Source organism: Pseudomonas sp. MUP55 (genome assembly GCF_034043515.1).
Lineage (GTDB): Bacteria > Pseudomonadota > Gammaproteobacteria > Pseudomonadales > Pseudomonadaceae > Aquipseudomonas.
In genome coordinates this window covers 975,295-995,309 of the sequence record NZ_CP138214.1, presented here as the reverse complement: position 1 = coordinate 995,309, position 20,015 = coordinate 975,295, and the positions used below count along the sequence as shown (strand labels likewise).

Below are 20,015 nucleotides of genomic sequence, written 5' to 3'. Positions count from 1 at the left end.
TTTTCTTGATAACCCACGGCATAATGCGCGCCGTGACCCAGATATCAGCTAAGCGAGGCGCTCCGACGTGTTGAAGAAAACCCTGTTCCAGTTGCATTGGTTCTTCGGCATCACGGCCGGGCTGGTGCTGGCCTTGATGGGGGTCACCGGGGCTGCGTACTCGTTCCAGGATGAAATCCTGCGGGCGCTCAACCCCACGGTCTTGAACGTGCAAAAACGTGAGGCGGGTGTACTGCCGCCCGCCGAGCTGGTACGTAAGCTGGAAGCTACCGAAGGCAAGACCGTCGCGATGCTGTGGGTGGAAAGCGAAAGCGGCAACGCCGGCCGTGTGTCCTTCACCCCGCCACCGGGCGAGCGCCGTGGCCAGATGCGCTACTTCGACCCGTATACCGGCGATTACATGGGCGACGCCGTCGGCCAGGATGTCTTCGGCTTTATCCTGCAGTTGCACCGCTTCCTCGCCATGGGCGACACCGGCCGCAACATCACCGGCGCCTGCACCCTGATCCTGCTGTTCTTCTGCCTTTCCGGCCTGTACCTGCGCTGGCCGCGCCAGGTCACCAACTGGCGCGTGTGGTTGACCCTGGACTGGCGCAAAAAGGGCCGCAGCTTCAATTGGGACCTGCACTCGGTGTTCGGCACCTGGTGCCTGCTGTTCTACGTGCTGGCCGCGCTGACCGGGCTGTATTGGTCCTATGACTGGTTCAACCGTGGCGTGACCCAACTGCTCTCCGATGCGCCGCAGAACGAGCGCATGCGCAAGCGCGGCCCGCCGCCCGCAGGCCCGGCACCCGTGGCCAACTACGAAGCGATGTGGAGCAGCATCTACAGCAACGCCGGCCCGGGCTTGAGCGCCTACAACATCCGCATGCCGGCCGTCGCCGGGCAACCGGCCACGGTGTTTTACCTGCTGGAAGACTCGCCCCATGACCGTGCGCTGAACCAGATCAACCTGGACCCGGCCACCGGCGAGGTCAAATCCCATGAACGCTACGCCAGCAAAAGCTACAAGGCGCAGTTGCTGACCAGCGTCTATGCCCTGCACACCGGCAGCTACTGGGGCCTGGTGGGACGGATTGTGCTCACCGTGAGCGCGTTGTGCATGCCGCTGTTCTTCATTACCGGCTGGTTGCTCTACCTTGATCGACGCCGCAAGAAACGCCAGGTCAGGGACGCGCGCAAGGGTCTTGAAGCCCACGCAAGCGATGCCCCGGCCTGGTTGATCGGCTTTGCCAGCCAGAGCGGTTTCGCCGAACAATTGGCCTGGCAGACGGCCGGACAGTTGCAGGCGGCAGGATTGCCCGTGAAGGTTCAGCCCCTGGGCAGTCTTAGCCAGCACGACCTGAGCCAGTCGGAAAATGCGCTGTTCGTGGTCAGCACGTTCGGCGACGGTGAAGCGCCGGACAGCGCCCGTGGCTTTGAACGCAGCGTGCTGGGTCAGGATGTGTCGCTCAAGGGTTTGAACTACTCGGTGCTGGCCTTGGGTGACCGGCAGTACGAGCACTTTTGCGGCTTTGCCCGGCGCCTGCATTTCTGGCTGACCCACCAGGGTGGCAACCCGCTGTTTGCGCCAGTGGAGGTCGACAGCGGCGATACCGACGCCTTGCTGACCTGGCAACAACAGCTCGGCCAGCTTACCGGTCACGCGCCGGCTGCGGCCTGGCAAGCGGCCCGGTTTGAAACCTGGACCCTGAGCCAACGCAGCCTGCTCAACCCTGGCAGCGTCGGCGCCCCCGTGTACCTGCTGGGCCTCACGCCGCCCGCACCGGTCAGTTGGCTGGCCGGCGACCTGGTGGAAATCCTGCCGCGCAATGGCCCGCAGGCCGTCGAACACTTCCTGGAAGGGCTTGGCCTTGCGGGCAGCGACGGCGTATTGATCGAAGGCCTTTCGCAAACGCTCAACCAGGCCCTGGCCACGCGCCAACTGCCGGAGAACCGTACGCACCTGGTCGGCCTGCACGCCCAGGCCCTGGTCGATGCGCTGATACCGCTGAGCCAGCGGGAATACTCCATCGCCTCGATTGCCAGCGACGGCGTGCTGGAGCTGATCGTGCGTCAGGAGCGGCACGCGGACGGCAGCCTCGGCCTGGGTTCCGGCTGGCTGACCGAACACGCCGCCATCGGCGCGGGCATCAGCCTGCGCCTGCGCCGCAACAGCGGCTTCCACCTGCCCGACGCGCCGGTGCCGCTGATCCTGCTGGGCAACGGCACTGGCCTGGCCGGCCTGCGCAGCTTGCTCAAGGCGCGCATTGCCGACGGTCAGCAGCGTAACTGGCTGCTGTTCGGCGAGCGACATATCGCCCACGACTACCTGTGCCAGGCAGAGCTGCAAGGCTGGCTGGCCAGCGGTGACCTGGCCCTGCTGGACCTGGCGTTCTCGCGGGATCAGGCCGAAAAAATCTACGTGCAGGATCGCCTGCGTGAGTCAGCGGATGTGTTGCGCAAATGGCTGGCCGAGGGTGCGGCGATTTATGTGTGCGGCAGTTTGCAGGGAATGGCCACCGGTGTGGACCAGGCGCTGATGGATATCCTCGGCAGTGAAGCGGTGGAGCGCCTGATCGAACAAGGCCGCTATCGCCGGGATGTGTACTGATCCCTCACAGCCACTGAAGATCAAATGTGGGAGGGGGCAAGCCCCCTCCCACAGTTTTTACAGTGTTCCAAGTCAGACGGGCTGCAGTTTTTGTTCGAACACCGAGACGCCGTCCAAGTCTCGGAGGATCACCGTCAACTCCGCCGTCTGCCCATCAATCTGCACCTCGCCAAAAAACTGAAACCCGGCAAACGGCGAGGTGTTTTGCGCAGGCGGCGCTTTCTCGAACATCACCTGCGGCCCAAAGGTCTTGTCCAGCGAATTGGGCCCGAAGCTGCCGGCATTCAAGGGCCCCGCGACAAACTCCCAGAACGGTTCGAAATCCTGGAACGCCGCCCGATCCGGGTGGTAGTGATGCGCGGCGCAATAGTGCACGTCAGCGGTCAGCCACACATGGTTACGCACCTTGTGCACCCGCAGGAACCCCAGCAGCTCGGCGATTTCCAGCTCACGCCCCTGGGCCGCGCCGGGGTCGCCGTTGGCGATGGCTTCCCAGCGTGGCACGCCAGGGCTGACCTCACCGTCCGGCACACCCAGCCCGATCGGCATGTCGGCCGCGACCACCTTCCACTGCGCCTGGGAGGCCTTGAGTTCGCGCTTGAGCCAGTCCAGTTGCTCGCGTCCAAGGAAGGGTTTTTCGCCGCCCAGGTTGTCGTCGTTAGGCCCGCGATAGCTGCGCATGTCCAGCACGAACACATCCAGCAGCGGCCCATAGCTGAGCTTGCGATAAATCCGCCCGCCTCCGTCGGCGCTTTGTCGGCGCATCGGCGAATATTCCAACCAGGCCTGGCGTGCCCGGCCGACCAGGGTATTGATGTCGCGGGTCTGGTAACGCTCGTCCAACTGTTTGCTCGATGACCAGTTATTGATCACCTCGTGGTCGTCCCACTGCCAGATCTGCGGCACCTCGGCATTGAAGCGCCGCACGTTTTCGTCCAGCAGGTTGTAACGGTAGTTGCCACGATACTCATCGAGGGTTTCGGCGACCTTGCTCTTGGCTTCGGTGGTGATATTGCGCCAGATGCGCCCGCCCTCGGTGGTCAGTTGCGCCGGCACCGGGCCGTCGGCGTAGATGGTGTCGCCACTGTGGATAAAGAAGTCCGGCAGGCGCAGGCGCATGGCCTCATAGATGCGCATGCCGCCGATGTCCGGGTTGATGCCGAAGCCCTGGCCGACGGTGTCGCCACTCCACACAAAGCGAATGTCGCGACGCTGTTGCGGCACGCTGCGCAGGTGGCCGAACCATGGCTCGCTGGCGATGCCGGTCTGGGCGTCTTCGAAATGCACACGATAGAAAATCGCTTGGTCGGCGGGCAGCCCGGTGAGTTCGACGCGGGCCGTGAAATCACTGCGGTTATCGGCCAGGGGCGAGACGAATCGGCGCGGGTTGCTGAACACACTGCGGGTGTCCCACTCCACCACCATCCGCGCCGGGCGGTCGCTGCGGCTCCAGATCATCGCCCGGTCGCCCAGCAGGTCGCCGGACTGCACACCGTCGGTGAGCTGCGGGCGGTCCTTGACCGAGGCAATCACCGCCGGCGCCAGGCCCGGCAGCAGCAGGCCGGCGCCGACAGCTTGCATTACACGGCGACGGCCGAGGTCGAAGTGGCTCATGCGGGTGCCCTCTTGAGTATCAAAAGGGCCACTTAAGCATGCGGCGATGAAACAGTTATGACACCGACCCAACAAACACCAAAGATCAAATGTGGGAGGGGGCTTGCCCCCGATGGCGGTGTATCAGCCAGCCTATGGGTAGCTGACACACCGCTATCGGGGGCAAGCCCCCTCCCACATTTTCAAACCTCATCAAACAGTGGCAGCAGTGACCTTCAGTTCCGCCGCTTCCGGACGCTTGATCAGCGCATACACCAACCCGGTCAGCACACTGCCGGCCACAATCGCCAGCAGGTACAGCAGCGCATGGTTCATCGCATTCGGAATCACCAGCACAAACAACCCACCGTGAGGCGCAGCCAGTTTGCAACCGAAGTACATCGACAGCGCCCCCGTCAGCGCACCCCCGGCAATGCTGGCCGGGATCACCCGCAATGGGTCCTTGGCCGCAAACGGAATGGCACCTTCGGAAATGAAGCACAGCCCGAGAATCATCGCGGCCTTGCCGGCTTCGCGTTCAGTCTGGGCGAACTTGCGCCGGGCCAGGAAGGTGGCGATGCCCATGCCGATCGGCGGCACCATGCCGGCCGCCATGGTCGCGGCCATCGGCGCACCGCTCGACGCTGCCAGCAGCCCGACGGAAAACGCATACGCCGCCTTATTGATCGGCCCGCCCAGGTCGACACACATCATGCCGCCCAACAGGATGCCCAACAGCACCGCGTTGGTGGTGCCCATGGTGCTGAGAAAATCCGTCAGCCCCGTCAGCAGCCGCGCCACCGGAGGGCCCACCAGGTAGATCATCGCAAGGCCGGTGAACAGACTCGCCAGCAACGGAATGATCAGGATCGGCTTGAGGGCTTCCAGGCTTTGCGGCAATCGCACCGCGCGTGAGATCAGCTTGACGCTGTAGCCGGCCAGGAAACCGGCGAAGATCCCGCCAATGAAACCGGCCCCCAGTGTGCCCGCGAGCAAGCCGCCGATCATGCCCGGCGCCAGGCCAGGACGGTCGGCAATCGAGTACGCGATATAGCCCGCCAGCAGCGGCACCATCAGCATGAAGGCCTGGTCGCCGACGGTTTTCAGCGCCGCCGCCAAGGTGCCCTTTTCCTCGAAGGCATGGATGCCGAACACGAAGGACAAGGCGATCAACAAGCCGCCCGCCACCACCATCGGCAGCATGAACGACACCCCGGTGAGCAGGTGTTTGTACACCCCGGTTTTTTCCGACTTGGCCACCGCACCGCTGGCCGCGTTTTCCACCGCGCCCTCGGCCAGCGCATTGTTCAGCGTGGCTTCGGATTGCTTGAGGGCGATGCCGGTGCCACAACGATAAATTTTCTTGCCGGCGAAGCGTTCGGTGGCCACTTCGATGTCTGCCGCCAGCAGCACCACGTCGGCGTTGGCGATGGCCTCCGGGCTCAACGGCGTACGCGCACCGACCGAGCCCTGGGTCTCGACCTGCAAGTCATAGCCCAGGCGCTTGGCGGTCTGCTGCAAGGCCTCGGCGGCCATGAACGTGTGGGCCACGCCGGTAGGGCAAGCCGTAATGGCAACAATGCGCGGCGCCTGCTGGGCAGTTGCCTGGCTCGCCACCTGGACTTGCGCCTCTTCGGCGCCCCGGCGCAACACCGCGTCGACATCCGCCAACGCCTGAGCGGGGGTGCTCTGGAATACACGCTTGCCAACAAAGCGCTGCATATCCACCGGCGTGCTGCTGACCAGCAACACCCACTCGGCGTCATCGATGGTCGCCTGGGACAGCTGGCTCTGCGGGCGTTGCACATCCACCACTTCAACACTGGTGCTCCAGCCCTGACGCTGCGCCGCGGCGTCCAGCAAGCGGGCGCACAGCACACTGGTGACCATGCCGTTCGGGCATGCGGTAACAATGGCTAATTTCATCACAAACCCTCTTATTGTTCTGTCAGCGGGCGCACATCGACGCCGCTTTCGAGGCGCGTCAACTGCGCGTCATCGCTGATGCCAAAACCGATTTGCGTCACCGCCATCGCGGCAATCGCCGTGGCGCGGCGCAGGGTCTGTTCGGGCGTGTCGCCACTGAGCAAGCCGTGCAGCATGCCGGCCAGCAATGAATCGCCGGCGCCTACGGTGCTGGCAACCGTCACCGTCGGCGGCGTGGCATGCAGGGCCGTACCCGAGCGGTACCAGGTCACGCCTGCTGCGCCGTCGGAGACCACCACATGTTCCACACCCTGTTGATGCAACTGGCGGATGGCATCCGGGGCGTTGTCCAGCGCTTCGGCGAGTTCCTGCGTATTGGGTTTGACCATCCAGGGGCCGGCCTTCAAACCGGCGCGCAGTGCTTCGCCACTGGTGTCGAGGGCCACTTTCAGACCCAGGCGTTTCAACAGTTCGAGCAGATGCTGAAACCACTGCGGGCTGACGCCGCGCGGCAGGCTGCCGGCGACCACCACCGCGTCGAATTCGCCCCCAATGGCGCTGATCAATTGGAGCAGCGCATCTTGCGCCTGCTCGCTCACCAGCGGCCCCGGTGCATTGATGTCGGTCACCCGGCCATCCTGCTCGGCGATCTTGATGTTGCTGCGGGTTTCGCCCGGCACGTGGATGAAGGCGTTGCCAAACTGGCGGCTGGCGATCAGCGCCTCGAACGCCTGGGGGTTATCCGCGCCGAGAAAGCCGCCGACACTCACCTGATGGCCGAGGTCCGCCAACACCTGCGCCACGTTCACGCCCTTGCCGGCGGCATGGGTGAGCAGGGTTTCGCTGCGGTTGACGTCGCCGGGTTCCAGGCGCGCCAAGCGTACCGTGAGGTCCAACGCCGGGTTCAGCGTCAGGGTCAAAATCCTTGCCATTTACACGGCCTCCACTAAAGCACGCACCTCGGCGGGAGAACCCACCGCCAGTGCTTTTTGCGCCAGGCCCTGGGCCTGGCTCAGACTGAACTCACGCACCCGCGCCTTCACTTCGGGGATGCTGCGCGCCGACACGCTCAACTCATCCACCCCCAGGCCGACCAGCACCGGCACCGCCAGCGGATCGGCCGCCAACTCGCCGCACACACCGACCCATTTGCCATGGGCATGGGCGGCGCGCACGGTGATGTCGATCAGCTGCAGCACGGCCGGATGCAGGCCATCGGCCTGGGCCGACAATGTCGGGTGACCACGGTCGATGGCCAGGGTGTACTGGGTCAGGTCGTTGGTGCCGACGCTGAAAAAGTCGACCTCCCTGGCAAGTACCGGCGCCAGCAGCGCGGCCGACGGCACTTCGATCATGATCCCCAATTGCAGGTCCGCCACCGGGATTTCCAGGCGCAGGCGCTCGGTCATGTCGCGGGCGGCGCGCCATTCATCCACGCTGCCGACCATGGGGAACATGATGCGCAACGGGCGGTTATCGGCCGAACGCAGCAGTGCGCGCAATTGCGCTTCCATGATGTGCGGGCGTTGCAGGGTCAGGCGAATGCCGCGCACCCCGAGGAAGGGGTTTTCTTCTTCGGCAATCGGCCAATACGGCAGCGGTTTGTCGCCGCCCACATCGAGGGTGCGCACCACCAGCGGCCGCCCGTCGAGGCCGTCGAGCACGCGGCGGTATTCGGCTTCCTGGGTCGCTTCGTCCGGCGCTTGCGGGTGGGCCATGAAAATCAGTTCAGTGCGCAGCAGGCCGATGCCCTCGGCGCCCTGCTCCACCGCAGCGGCAACGCCTGCGCTTTCACCGATGTTGGCGAACACTTCCACGGCATGGCCGTCGCGGGTCAGCGCCGGTTCGTGGCGTTGCGCTGACGCGGCTTGCAGGCGTTGTTCGCGGGTGTCGCGCTCGACCGTGGCGCGTTGCAGGGTGGCGGCGTCGGGGTCGACGTGCAAGCGCCCGCGCTGGCCGTCGAGCAACAACGGCGTGCCGGCGTCGAGCAGTAACACCCCTGCCCCGGCACCAACCAATGCCGGAATGCCGAGGGCACGCGCGACGATGGCGCTGTGGGCCGTGGCGCCGCCACGGGCCGTGAGGATCCCGGCGACGCGAGCCGGGTCCAGGCGTGCGACGTCCGACGGGCCGACTTCGTCCATCACCAGAATGTAAGGTTCATCGGGCTCCTGAGCGGTGTCGACGCCACACAGTTGCGCCAATACACGACGACCAATGTCGCGCAGGTCGGCAGCGCGCTCGGCGAGCAAGGCATCCTGCAACGACTCCTGCTGCCTGGCGGCGGCTTCGATCACGCTCATCCAGGCGGCTTCAGCGCTTTCGCCCTGCTTGAGGCGGGTGTCGACTTCGTCGGTGAGTTCCGGGTCGTCGAGCATTTCCTGGTGGGTGATGAAAATTTCGCGGATGGCCTTGGAGGTGCTGCGTGCGATCAGGCCTTCGATGTCGCGACGTACCTCACCCAGCGCGCTGTGCAGGCGCTGGCGCTCGACGGCGCAGGACTCGCCGCGCAAGGGGTAGTCGAAGACCTGTTGCACCTGGATGTGCGCGGGGCCGATGGCGATCCCTGGCGCGGCGGCAATCGCCTGGATCTGGCTGCCCGGCGGCGGCGCGCTGATCACCGGTTCGATATCGACGCTGGCAGGCTGGGCGCTTACCGTCGGCAACGGCTCGACCGCTTCGCCCAGGCCTTCTTCAACCGCAGCCAACAGGGCAGGCAGCGCATCGCCAGCGATGGTCGGCTCGGCGATAAACTCCAGCACCTGGCCGCGTCGTGCGCCGAGGCTCAACAGTTTGCTCAGGCTTTTCACCGACACTGCGCCGACCGGGCCGTCGACAATACGTACGCGGATATCGCCGTCAAAGCCCTTGGCCAGTTGGGCGAGGATCTTCGCCGGGCGCGCATGCAGACCGTGGGCGTTGGCCAGGGTGATGCGGGCGCTGGGCCAATCAGGCGGCAGTTCGCCACCCAGTACTTCAAGCACTGCGCGACTGCTGGTGGCGCGGCCCAATTCCTGGCCGCGCCCTTCGATTAGCAAGGCGCACAGGCGCTCAAGCAACGCCTGATGCGCTTCGCCCAGGCTGGCCAGGCAGAACAGGCCATTGAGCGGCTGGCCCAGATAGCGCATGGGTTTGTCCGGCGTGACGAACGCCAGGCCCGGACGCTTGACCGTCTGCTCGCTGTGCAGCCACCACAGGCCATCGCCCAGGGGCAGCGCATCGACTTGCTGCAACACCGCAGCAAACCCGTTGCTTACACAATCGGCCTGGCGCAACAGGCGCGCGCCGCGCCACACAAGTTCCTCGAAATCATCGGCCGACACACCCAGGCTGATCATCTGCGCATCCAGGGCCAGCTCCTGCGGCGCGCCCTGCAGCAGTTTGAGCAAGGCCTCGGCGGTACCGGCACGGCGCAGCGCCTGGCCGAGGTCGGTTTCACCCAGGGCGCGGGTCAGCAGTTGCAGCAGGCGCAGGTGTTCGTCGGATTTGGCGGCGATGCCGATCGCCAGGTACACCACCTGGCCGTCGCCCCAGTCCACACCTTCGGGAAATTGCAGCAGGCGCACGCCGGTGGAAAATACCTGGTCGCGGGTTTCCGGGGTGCCGTGTGGAATGGCGATGCCTTGGCCGAGAAAGGTCGAGCCTTGGGCTTCGCGGGCTTGCAAGCCACTGAGATAGCCGTCGGCGACCAGCCCATCGGCCACCAGTTTGTCAGCGAGCAGGTGCAAGGCAGCAGATTTATCCACCGCCACCTGGCCCATGGATATCTGCTCTACAGTGAGCTCGAGCATGCCGTTCTCCTAGTTAGTGCGAGGTGCGCACTAGGTATTGTTTTGAATAAATCAGCTTAGCGGTGTTCGAAAACAACTGACTGAGCAGTCAATTGGCAGTAGCCACTCAGCGGCGAACATCGTAAAAATACGCTTGCTGAAACGTTTAATCTAGAATTTATGGCAGATTACGCGGTAATTGCGCAAGCTTGAAGGGCCACTCGGCGCCTGCTGTGGCACATTGGTCGCAGGCTGGAATCGGTTAGGATTGGACAAAATGTCGGGGCACGCTCTAAAAAACAAGGAAAACCCGGTTTGAAACTCAGTGATATCGCACGCCTGGCCGGTGTGTCCGTAACCACCGCCAGCTATGTCATCAATGGCAAGGCCGAACAACAGCGCATCAGTCACGCGACGGTGGAGCGCGTGCGGGCCGTGGTTCAAGCCCATGGTTTTACGCCTAACCCACAAGCCGCCGGCTTGCGCAGCCGGCACACGCGCACCCTGGGCTTTATCCTGCCGGATCTGGAAAACCCCAGTTACGCACGGATTGCCAAATTGCTCGAACAAGGGGCGCGGGCGCGCGGTTACCAATTGCTGATCGCCAGCTCCGATGATGAGGCCGACAGCGAGCGCCAGCTGCTGCAACTGTTCCGCGCGCGGCGTTGCGATGCGCTGTTTGTCGCCAGCTGCCTGCCGGACAGCGACGACAGCTATCGCGAGCTGCAAGCCAAAGGCTTGCCGGTGATCGCCATCGACCGGGTCATGGAGCCCAGCCAGTTCTGTTCGGTGGTCAGCGACGACCGCCAGGCCTGCCAGCAACTCACCAGCAGCCTGCTGCAACCGCTGCCCAAGCAAATCGCACTGATCGGCGCACGCCCGGAGCTGAGCATCAGCCAGGAACGTGCCGCGGGGTTCCGTGAAGCCCTGGATGGTTTCACCGGTGAGGTGATCATCGAACAGGGCGAAGCCTTCAGCCGAGAGTGCGGCCGACAGCTGATGGAGCAATTACTGCAGCGCTTGGGGCACTTGCCTGACGCGCTGGTGACCACTTCCTACGTGCTGCTGCAAGGCGTGTTCGACGCGCTGCACGACTTCCCTCTCAAGTCGCGTCCCCTGCGCCTGGGCACCTTCGGCGATACCCAGTTGCTGGACTTCCTGCCGCTGCCGGTCAATGCCATGGCCCAGCAGCATCAACTGATCGCCGAGACCGCGCTGCGCCTGGCCCTGGCCGCCATCGAAGAAGAACACTACCAGCCCGGCGTGCACGGGATCAGCCGAACCTTCAAGCAGCGCATTCACGAGGCCTGAGCGTGGAGCTGATCGACACCCACACGCACCTGGACTTTGCCGACTTCGACAGTGATCGTGCGCAGGTCCTCGCCCACAGCCGTGAACTCGGTGTGCGGCGCATGGTGGTGCTCGGTGTTTATCAGCGCAATTGGCAACGATTGTGGGATTTAGTGACGGCGGATAAAGGCTTGTTCGCCGCCTTCGGCCTGCACCCGGTGTATCTCGATGAGCACCGCCCCGCCGATTTGCTGGAGTTGGGCGACTGGCTGACGCGCCTGCATGGCCACCGACAACTGTGCGCCGTGGGCGAAATCGGCCTGGATTACTTTGTGCAGCACCTGGACCGTGAACGCCAGCAAGCGCTGTTCGAGGCTCAGTTGCAACTCGCAGTGGATTTCCAGCTACCGGCCTTGCTTCACGTACGCCGCAGCCACGCGGCGGTGATCTCCACGCTCAAGCGCATTCGGGTGCCGCGGGGCGGCATCATCCATGCGTTCGCCGGCAGCCGGGAGGAAGCTTTCGAGTACATCAGGCTTGGCTTCAAGCTGGGCCTGGGCGGCGCCGCCACCTGGCCGCAGGCGCTGCGCATGCACAAGGTGCTGCCCCAATTACCGTTGGACGCCGTGGTGCTGGAAACCGACGCGCCGGATATGGCCCCGGCCATGTACCCGGGCCAGCGCAACAGCCCGCAGCACTTGCCGGCTATCTGCGCCGCCCTGGCCGAGCGGATGGACATCAGTGCTTCACGGCTGGCTGAGGCGAGCACACGCAACGCGTGCGAGTTGTTCCAGTGGTAGCCGGCTGACGGCTTGCAGATTCAATGTCATCTTTTGCCGATGACGGGTGTAGCGCAGCACCAGAAAGTGGATCAGCAGCGTCATCAGCGAAATATTGAACTGCCCGATCACACTGATCAGCCCCAGCCACTCAGCCAGCAGCGCCCCCAGCAGGGTCGCGCAGGTCAGCATGATCATGCTTGGCCGCACCAACGCCCAATGGTCCAGGGCGCGGAATTGACGCAGCTGTTTCTGGCAACACAGCTGCAGGCAGGCATGGCAATACGTACAGACAAAGGGTTCATCGATGGCAATGGCGTTCAGTTGCCAGGGCTTGAGTTCAAACGTCATGTCGCACTGGGCGCAATGCCCTTTGATGCCGATTACAGCGGCCATCGCCGTGCCTCCTTGAGACCGTGACCAGGTGACAAAATTGTCGCCTATCCACGGTGCATTGAAAGGCCGCCTGCGAAATCAGGACAAACACCACGCCGAACCGGATCCTATCCGAACGATAATTCCTACACGCGAAACGCGCCAATCAGCTGCTTCAATTCCCTGACCTGCTGCGACAACTGATGGCTGGCCGCTTCGGTCTGGTCGGCACCCTGCGCCGCATGTTCACCCGCACGATTGATGGCGACGATGTTCTGATCGATCTCATGGGCGACGGCCGTCTGCTGCTCCACGGCGGCGGCGATCTGCTGGTTCTGATCGACGATCATGCCTACCGCACCCAGGATGTTCTCCAGGGCCTGCTGGACTTTTTCCGACTGCCCTACCGTGCCATTGGCCATGTCATGACTGGCGCCCATGGCCTTTACCGCTGCGCCGACGCCACTGTGCAAGCGACCGATCATCTGTTCGATTTCTTCGGTGGAATGCTGGGTACGCCGAGCCAGGGTGCGCACCTCATCGGCCACCACGGCAAATCCACGCCCCTGCTCACCGGCACGCGCGGCCTCGATCGCCGCGTTCAGGGCCAGCAAGTTGGTTTGCTCGGCGATGCTCTTGATGACTTCCAATACGCCGCTGATGGACTGGCTGTCGGCAGCGAGCTGGTTGATCACGCGCACCGATTCATCGATTTCCGAGGCCAGGCGCGCGATGCTGCCCTGCTGGGACTGCACCAGCCCACGGCCGCTGACCGTTTCGTCGTTGACACTGCGGGCACTGCTGACGGCGGCCGCGGCGCTGCGCGCGACCTCCTGGGCGGTGGACGACATCTGGTTCATCGCCGTCGCCACTTGCTCGATCTGGCTGCGCTGGCCGGACACCGCCTGATTGCTCTGTGCTGAAACAGCCTGAACTTGCCCGGCTTGCAGTTCGACCTGGGAGACGGTGTGCCCGACGCGTTCGATCAGGTCGTGGATCCTGGCTACAGTCCCATTGAATACCTGGCCCAGATCACCCAGCTCATCGCGGCTTTGGGCAACGAAGCTGACCGTCATATCGCCAGCGGCCACCTTGTCCATCATCGCCCCGAGGCTGCGCAAGGTGCTGCGCGTGGAGGCGTAGAAGCCGGCATACAGATAGAAAATCAGGGCAAACACCGCGGCCAGCGCCGTGACCAGCAGCACCATGTGCAGGCGCTTTTGGGCCAGGCGTTGCTCCAGTTGCTGCTTGAGGAATGTCAGGGTGGCGTCGTCGAGTTGATAGGTTTTGGCCATCAGTTGGCTGACGGTGTCGTAGAAGCCCTGCCAGGGTGTGTCCAGGGTCTCAGCCACCACCACCTGTTCTTCGAACACCTCTGCGCCCTGCTTGAGGCTGGTCCGGCTGGCCTGCGCCGCGCTGTCGAGTGCCGCCTGCGCGGCATGGCTGGCGCCGAGCGCATCCTGCAGTTTCAAGGCATATTCGCCCTGGAGTTTTTCCAGCTGTTGTAACAGTTCGTCAAACCGTGTGCTGGAGGAAGAATTGATAAAGCCCTGCCCCAGGGAATACGCGCCCATCGCACGGCCCTCCCCCAACAGCTGAGTGACCTGTGGAGTGACGGCGGTGATCAGGTCGCTGAGCTGGCGCAGGTCGCTCTGCGAGTCACGGCTCAAGCCGGACTGACTGGCGATGATCTGGCTGAGTATCTGGGCCTGGTTGAGCAACTTGCCGATCAACGCGCTTTTGTTGAGCAGTGAGGTTTCCTGCTGCTGAGCCTTGAACGCGGCGATCAGTTCGTCGCGCTTGGTGTCGAAGGCCGCCACCTGCTCGGGCTGGGTAGTCATCGCGCTGAGCCCTTGCACGCGGCTGAGCACGTTCTGCTCCAGGGCGCCGATCCTGGCTTCAAGGTCGCCGGCCTTGCCCGACTGGCCGAGGGTCGCATTGATCTGCACCTGGTTATTCAGCGCTTCCAGCTCGCGCCGCACCACCAGGCTGCTGCCGAGCAGATCCAGGCTTTGCAGTTCGATGCGGGTGCCCTGGAACTCAGCCCAGGCGTCACGCACCAGAAAATAGTTGGTCGCCAGCATCGGCAGCAGGAACAGCACGCTGATCAGGCTGAACTTCATGCCGAAACTCAGGCGATTCATCAGCGCGACAGCGGGATAGAGCAAGCTCTTCACGGGCGATCTCCCTTTCTTTTATTTTTATTGAGGCGCAGGGCGGCGGCAGATAGCCACTATTTGGCGCTCCGCCTGTATAGCTCAATTTGAAAGGGAGTTTTGTAACGTAAGGTTAACGGCAGGGGTGTGGCCCCTGCCGAAGTGCTCAGGGCAACACGGTCCAGATCGCAAACCCGGCGTACCACAGCACCGCCGCGCGCAGCAGCAGCTCCCACAAGCGATCGAGACTGACAATGCCCTCCGCGCCCACCACTGGCGGCGGTATCTCCGCGGCGGCCAGGCCGACTTTCTCCACCAACTGCGCAGCGCTGATATCCCAGCTCAGCAATTCGTGGAGCATCACCCGGCTGACCGCGACGAAGTTACCCACCAGGGCAAAGCTCGCCGCCAGCAGGCGCACCGGTAGCCAGTCAAAGGCATGCCGCAATTGCGTGGCGCGCTCGGACACCAGGGGGTTCTGGCTGTGTTCGCTGGCCAGCGCCAGCAGGCGGTAGGCCAGAGCGGCCACTGGACCGAGCAGGAAATACCAGAAAATCACTGCAAAAAAGCTCTGGTACGCCTGCCACAACAGATGGCCTTGAACACGTTCCAGCAGTTGTTCGCCGCTGTCGGCACCCAGCTTCAGGTCACGTTCGGCCACGTGCTCGGCGGCTTGCAGATCGCCACGGCGCCAGGCGTCACGAAACGGTCCCAGCCCTGCCAGCAGATCGCCACGGCCCAGGCTGTAAATCACCACCAGCAAGTGCACCGGCAGTGCCAGCAAACCATAGGCCACCGGCTCCAGTACCAGCAGCAACAAGCCCAGCAACGCCACGGGCAGTGCCACCAGTATCAACAGGATCAGCCAGGGCCGCTTGCCCATGCGCGGGCTCGACTCAAGCTTGGCGAGCTCTCGCAGCCACCCGCCGTCACGCTGCAACCGCTGACGCAGGGCCGAGAACTTCTCGATCCACACCGCCAGTACCAGCACCAGGAAACTCATTGTGTGTGTCCTCCATCCTGCAGCGCGCTGCGAAAGCGCTTCCAATCAAAAGCCGGGCCCGGGTCGGTCTTGCGGCCTGGGGCGATGTCGCTGTGACCGCAGATGCGTTGGGGGGTGATCGCCGGGTAGGCGGCGAGCAATTGACGGGTAAGGTCAATCAGCGCCTCGTACTGGGCATCGGTGAACGGCAACTCGTCCGTGCCTTCCAGCTCGATCCCCAGTGAGAAGTCATTGCACACTTCGCGCCCGTCGAAGCTGGACACACCTGCATGCCAGGCCCGGTCCTGGCAGGCCACAAATTGCGTGATCGTGCCGTCGCGCTCAATCAGAAAATGCGCAGACACCCGTAGGCTGGCAATCCCTTCAAAGTAGGGGTGTTCCGAAACATCCAGGCGATTCTGGAAAAACGCCTGGACTTTGCCGGTGGCGAACTGCGCCGGTGGCAAGCTGATGTTATGTACCACCAACAGCGATATCTCGCCTGCCGGGCGCTCGTTGAAGTTGGGCGAAGGGCAATGGCGGATGCCCTCGAACCAACCGCTGACGGGGTCCAACTGCATACAGGCTCCTTGAGTGAGACGAAGTGTTACCAGTATGCCGCGTTCCGCCCTGCGGTTGCGATCACTTGCCGTGATTGAGTTGACGCAGGTTGCCCACCACAGCAGCCAGCGCACGGTCGAACAGCAACCCCTCGTCCACATGGCGCAGGGCGCCCTGCTTGAACGCCATGGCCAATTGGCCGGCGGTTTTCTCCAGAACCTTGAGCCCCGTGCGGCTGACAAAAATGTAGCGATGGGCAGGCGCCATGATCGCCGTAAGCTTGCACCGCAGCGCCGTGTGTTCGTCCTGCTGGAACTCCACCCAACCGCCGATCCGCAACTGATGAACCTTGCGCACGTCCGGGTCATCCTGCGGCAGGTCTTCGAGCGCGCCCGACAAGCTGGCGCTGAGAACTAACGGCTCGCGGACTTCAATCAGCCCATCGCCCCCGTCGCCTTCGCTTGTCTGGACATGCACGGCCTGCAAGCGCAAAAAGAATTCGCGGGTGCTGAAAGGATCGAACGCGGCACTGGCCAACCCGTCGCGCAACGCCTTGAGCAGCCCCGGCAACTGCTCCAGCAAATGCCGGCCCGCCTCGGTGTCTTCATGCAGGCCGACGCTCCAGATCAATTCATCCAGGGTGCGCAGCCCAGTCTGCCATTGCACCGATTGTTCGCCGTGCTTGAGATGGGCCAGCAGCAGTACCTGGCTCCAGGTGTGTTGCACGAATTGCACCACGAACGGCGGCAAGGCTTTGCCCAGCAATCGTCGGTTGAGCACCTGGGCCACACGCTGGCGGGCCACATCAGTACGCAGACGGCCTTCCTCGACATCACGGGTGTGCCGTTCGAGCAACTCACTGCGCTGGCGCTCTTCGTTGATGAATGCGCTGAATTGCGCCAGGAGTTGCGAAAAAATGGCCGGATCTTCACCGAACTCATTCAACAGGCGCTGGATAACCTGTTCGATATGCAGGTACAGGCAGTCCTGCTGGTGGTCACTCTGTGGGCTGCAAGCCATGCCGGCGCTGGCGATTTCGTTGAGCAGGCGTCGAGCCGGATGCCCGGGGCAACTGAACAGGCTCTTGTCCAGCACGGCGACTTTCAATATCGGGATCTGCAAGCGGGCAATCAGGGCTTTGAAGGCGTCAGACACACTGCGGTCATTGAGGATGAACTCAAAAAGCAGGGCGACGAGGTTGATCACGTCCTCGTCTGCCGTCTCCACCACCCGCGACTTGCCGCTCTTGACGCTGACCCGGGTCAGCAGCTGTTCCAGTTGGTTGCGCAGGTCGAAATCGTCCTCGGCCTCAGGCTCCGGGACGTATTGCTGCAAATGCGAAAGCAGGCGCAGCAGGTCCCGGGTAGAGATGGGTTGCGGTTGGGCGCTGGCTTCAAGGGTCGGCGCGACGCTGCCGCGCACCGCGACGAGCAATGCCTGCAACGCGGCAAAGGCTTGCTGACCGCTTTCGTCGCACGCCGGTTCGGCCGCCGCCGGATGGGCCTGGCGCTCAAGCTCGCGCGCCGCGCGCCCACCCGCACGACGGGACGGCACACTCTTGAGTTCAGGCAGCACCCCGGTCGCGATCAGCAGTTGATTGGCTTCGCCATAGAGCTGGTCGGCATCGCTGAGTACGTACTTTTCAAACAGCTTGAGCATGATCAGCTTGACCCGGATCTCCACCCCCAGGCTGCGGCCCGCCTGCAGAAAAAACCGGCAAAGCAACGCGGGGCCCAGTGGGTTTTGCTGATCGTTCATGTGCCGGCCCAACACTTCGCTCAACCGCATGTTCAATTGCCCAAGTGCCAGACCGTCACGGTGCTGCACCCGACCGAGCATCGCTTCCAGAGCCACGGCCTTTTCCCGCTCATCGGCCTGCGTACTGCAAGGCACCTCATAGGACACCACCGGCACCGGATGCAACTCGTCGCTATGGGCCAGGCCCAGATTGGCGAAGGCGGCAAACAGTTGTTCCATGAACACGCGCTCGAAGTTCTTGCGCTTGAGGCGCAGGTCACGCATGGCCTCGAAGAAAATATGCTGGTCGACGGTGCTACGGGCCTTGTCGGCCATTTCGAACAGGGTGTCGTCGGCGTTATCGAACAGTTCCTGCAACCCCTGTTGCAACTGCTGCGCCGCTTTGTCGCGCACCTGCAAAACCACCACTGGTAGGCGTGCGAGCGGCGATGGCGTGGCCTGTGCCTGCTTGATAGGCACCACCTTCCCGTCATTGTGCATCCTGGCCTCCTGAAACGGCGGGTGTTGAGATGGGCATTGACCGCAAGCAGGCCATCTGGGCGCTGCGAATACCCGGTCACCATCAGGACGTCAAAGCTATGACGCCAATTGCAAGGCGCGAGATTATCTGGCAAATGAGGGGGGTTGCGCCAGCAAACTCTGCCCCCGCGCGATAAATGAGCGAGGCGTCTGGGTTCAGATGCACACAGCCCCTATAATCGCGGCACTTTGTCTGTGGAGCCTGTTATGCCGAACCTGCGTCTTGCCGATCTCACCGCCGAAATCGAAGCCAACGTGCGCCGCGCCCTGTTGGAAGACATCGGTAGCGGTGACATCACCGCACAGTTGATCCCGGCCGAACGGCTGGCCAAGGCCACGATCATTACCCGCGATACGGCGGTTATCGCCGGTACCGCCTGGGTGGATGCGGTGTTCCGCCAACTGGACCCGCGCGTCGCCGTGCATTGGCAGGTGGCCGATGGGGAACGCGTCAGTCCCAACCAGCCGCTGTTTCACCTCGAGGGACCGGCGCGTTCGCTGCTTACCGGTGAACGCAGTGCGCTGAATTTCCTGCAGATGCTGTCAGGCGTCGCCACCCGCGCGCAGTACCTGGCGGATTTCGTCGACAGCACTCAGGTCAAGCTGCTGGACACCCGCAAGACACTGCCGGGCCTGCGCTTGGCACAGAAATACGCAGTCACCTGCGGCGGTTGCCACAACCATCGCATCGGGTTGTATGACGCGTTCCTGATCAAGGAAAACCATATCGCCGCATGCGGGGGCATTGCCCAGGCAATCAACACCGCCCACAAGATCGCCCCGGGCAAACCGGTGGAAATCGAAGTGGAAAGCCTGCAAGAGTTGCGCGAAGCATTGGCGGCGGGTGCCGACATCATCATGCTCGATGAATTGAGCCTGGAAGACATGCGCGAAGCGGTGCGGCTGAACGCGGGCAAGGCCAAGCTGGAAGCCAGCGGCGGGATCAATGAAAGCACCCTGCTGCCCATCGCCGAGACCGGCGTGGACTACATCTCCATCGGCGCGATGACCAAGGATGTGAAGGCCGTGGATTTGTCGATGCGGTTGAGTATTTGAAAAGCTGCAAGCGTCGAGCCTCAAGCTGCAAGTGGGTTGCGCGCCCCTTGCAGCTTGGAACTTGCAGCTAACAGCTGCTTTCAGACTACAAGATTGTTCATCTCGCAGTACTCTTCCCATTCGACACCCAGCACTTCGGCGGCCTCCTTGTGCAAGGCCAGGCGTGCGGTTTCGAATTCTTCCGGTGTGGAGGTGTACTTGAGGGTCAGTTCCCAAGGCTGGAGATTCTGGCTCTCCGCCTCGTCCTCGAATGCCCACTGAATCTGGTCGCGCTGGTCGTCAGCGCTCAGGTCCTTGATCTCTTCTTTAAGCTGCGGCGTTGCCTCGAGGTATTTGTCGAGGGCTGCTTGGTGCCGAACTTCCTGGGTCATCTCAGTCGTGGTCATGTCGTTCTCTTAGATCGAGGAATGGGGATGCATCTGGGTCATCAAGGTTGCGCAGATACAAAAGAGCAGGCGCGAATGCCGGCTCGTCTGGCCTTCAGAACCATTCTGGGATCATCTGAAAACAGTGCCTTTGAAACAGGCCTTTGAAACAGGCCTTTGAAACAGTGTTGCCTTGGTGCCCGAGACAGGAATCGAACCTGCGACCTTCGCGTTACGAGTGCGCTGCTCTACCGGCTGAGCTACACGGGCGGTGGGCTAAAGCTAGCACCGC

14 protein-coding genes and 1 tRNA gene are annotated in these 20,015 nt (G+C 63.1%); 4 read left to right on the top strand and 11 right to left on the bottom strand.

Annotated elements, in window-relative coordinates; genetic code table 11:
- Positions 1–67 precede the first annotated feature (67 nt).
- Positions 68–2,593: a PepSY domain-containing protein gene (locus SC318_RS04355; RefSeq protein WP_320429798.1), complete on the top strand. Its 2,526-nt coding sequence runs from the start codon at positions 68–70 to the stop codon at positions 2,591–2,593.
- Positions 2,594–2,665: 72 nt separating this feature from the next.
- Here the strand turns inward: SC318_RS04355 and SC318_RS04350 are convergent, their stop codons facing one another.
- The 4 genes from SC318_RS04350 to ptsP form a co-directional block, all read right to left on the bottom strand.
- On the bottom strand, positions 2,666–4,207 hold the full coding sequence (locus SC318_RS04350) for an alkaline phosphatase D family protein (RefSeq protein WP_320429797.1): 1,542 nt from the start codon (positions 4,205–4,207) through the stop codon (positions 2,666–2,668).
- 192 nt (positions 4,208–4,399) lie between these two features.
- Positions 4,400–6,112: a PTS fructose-like transporter subunit IIB gene (locus tag SC318_RS04345; protein ID WP_320429796.1), complete on the bottom strand. Its 1,713-nt coding sequence runs from the start codon at positions 6,110–6,112 to the stop codon at positions 4,400–4,402.
- Positions 6,113–6,123: 11 nt separating this feature from the next.
- A complete protein-coding gene (gene pfkB / locus SC318_RS04340) occupies positions 6,124–7,044 on the bottom strand; it encodes a 1-phosphofructokinase (protein ID WP_320429795.1) in 921 nt (306 codons plus the stop codon).
- A complete protein-coding gene (gene ptsP, locus SC318_RS04335; RefSeq protein ID WP_320429794.1) occupies positions 7,045–9,903 on the bottom strand; it encodes a phosphoenolpyruvate--protein phosphotransferase in 2,859 nt (952 codons plus the stop codon).
- Between the two features lie 294 nt (positions 9,904–10,197).
- On the opposite strand from ptsP, the gene cra reads away from it, so the two are divergent.
- A complete protein-coding gene (cra, locus tag SC318_RS04330; RefSeq protein ID WP_320429793.1) occupies positions 10,198–11,193 on the top strand; it encodes a catabolite repressor/activator in 996 nt (331 codons plus the stop codon).
- A 2-nt stretch (positions 11,194–11,195) separates the two neighbouring features.
- Positions 11,196–11,972 (top strand): TatD family hydrolase, encoded by a 777-nt coding sequence (locus SC318_RS04325; RefSeq protein WP_320429792.1) that lies wholly within the window; start codon positions 11,196–11,198, stop codon positions 11,970–11,972.
- Here SC318_RS04325 and SC318_RS04320 read toward each other — a convergent pair.
- From SC318_RS04320 to SC318_RS04300, 5 genes are all read right to left on the bottom strand, one after another.
- On the bottom strand, positions 11,919–12,347 hold the full coding sequence (locus SC318_RS04320) for a hypothetical protein (RefSeq protein WP_320429791.1): 429 nt from the start codon (positions 12,345–12,347) through the stop codon (positions 11,919–11,921). The two genes, SC318_RS04325 and SC318_RS04320, sit on opposite strands and share 54 nt — an antisense overlap.
- A gap of 125 nt (positions 12,348–12,472) precedes the next feature.
- Positions 12,473–13,177 (bottom strand): methyl-accepting chemotaxis protein, encoded by a 705-nt coding sequence (locus SC318_RS26975; RefSeq protein WP_413817633.1) that lies wholly within the window; start codon positions 13,175–13,177, stop codon positions 12,473–12,475.
- 1,471 nt (positions 13,178–14,648) lie between these two features.
- Positions 14,649–15,485, bottom strand: a complete 837-nt coding sequence (ampE, locus tag SC318_RS04310) for a regulatory signaling modulator protein AmpE (protein ID WP_320429788.1) — start codon at positions 15,483–15,485, stop codon at positions 14,649–14,651.
- A complete protein-coding gene (gene ampD, locus SC318_RS04305; protein ID WP_320429787.1) occupies positions 15,482–16,045 on the bottom strand; it encodes a 1,6-anhydro-N-acetylmuramyl-L-alanine amidase AmpD in 564 nt (187 codons plus the stop codon). The genes ampE and ampD overlap by 4 nt, the downstream gene beginning before the upstream one ends.
- A 61-nt stretch (positions 16,046–16,106) precedes the next feature.
- A complete protein-coding gene (locus SC318_RS04300; RefSeq protein WP_320429786.1) occupies positions 16,107–18,263 on the bottom strand; it encodes a DUF1631 domain-containing protein in 2,157 nt (718 codons plus the stop codon).
- 246 nt (positions 18,264–18,509) lie between these two features.
- Between SC318_RS04300 and nadC the strand changes: the two genes are divergently transcribed.
- The gene (gene nadC / locus SC318_RS04295) at positions 18,510–19,358 is read left to right on the top strand and encodes a carboxylating nicotinate-nucleotide diphosphorylase (RefSeq protein ID WP_320429785.1); all 849 of its coding nucleotides are present in this window, start codon (positions 18,510–18,512) and stop codon (positions 19,356–19,358) included.
- 80 nt (positions 19,359–19,438) lie between these two features.
- On the opposite strand, the gene SC318_RS04290 is transcribed toward nadC, so the two are convergent.
- Together SC318_RS04290 and SC318_RS04285 are read right to left on the bottom strand one after the other, a co-directional pair.
- The gene (locus tag SC318_RS04290; protein WP_320429783.1) at positions 19,439–19,744 is read right to left on the bottom strand and encodes a DUF6388 family protein; all 306 of its coding nucleotides are present in this window, start codon (positions 19,742–19,744) and stop codon (positions 19,439–19,441) included.
- A gap of 173 nt (positions 19,745–19,917) precedes the next feature.
- Positions 19,918–19,993: transfer RNA gene (locus SC318_RS04285), tRNA-Thr, on the bottom strand.
- Between the last annotated feature and the right edge of the window lie 22 nt (positions 19,994–20,015).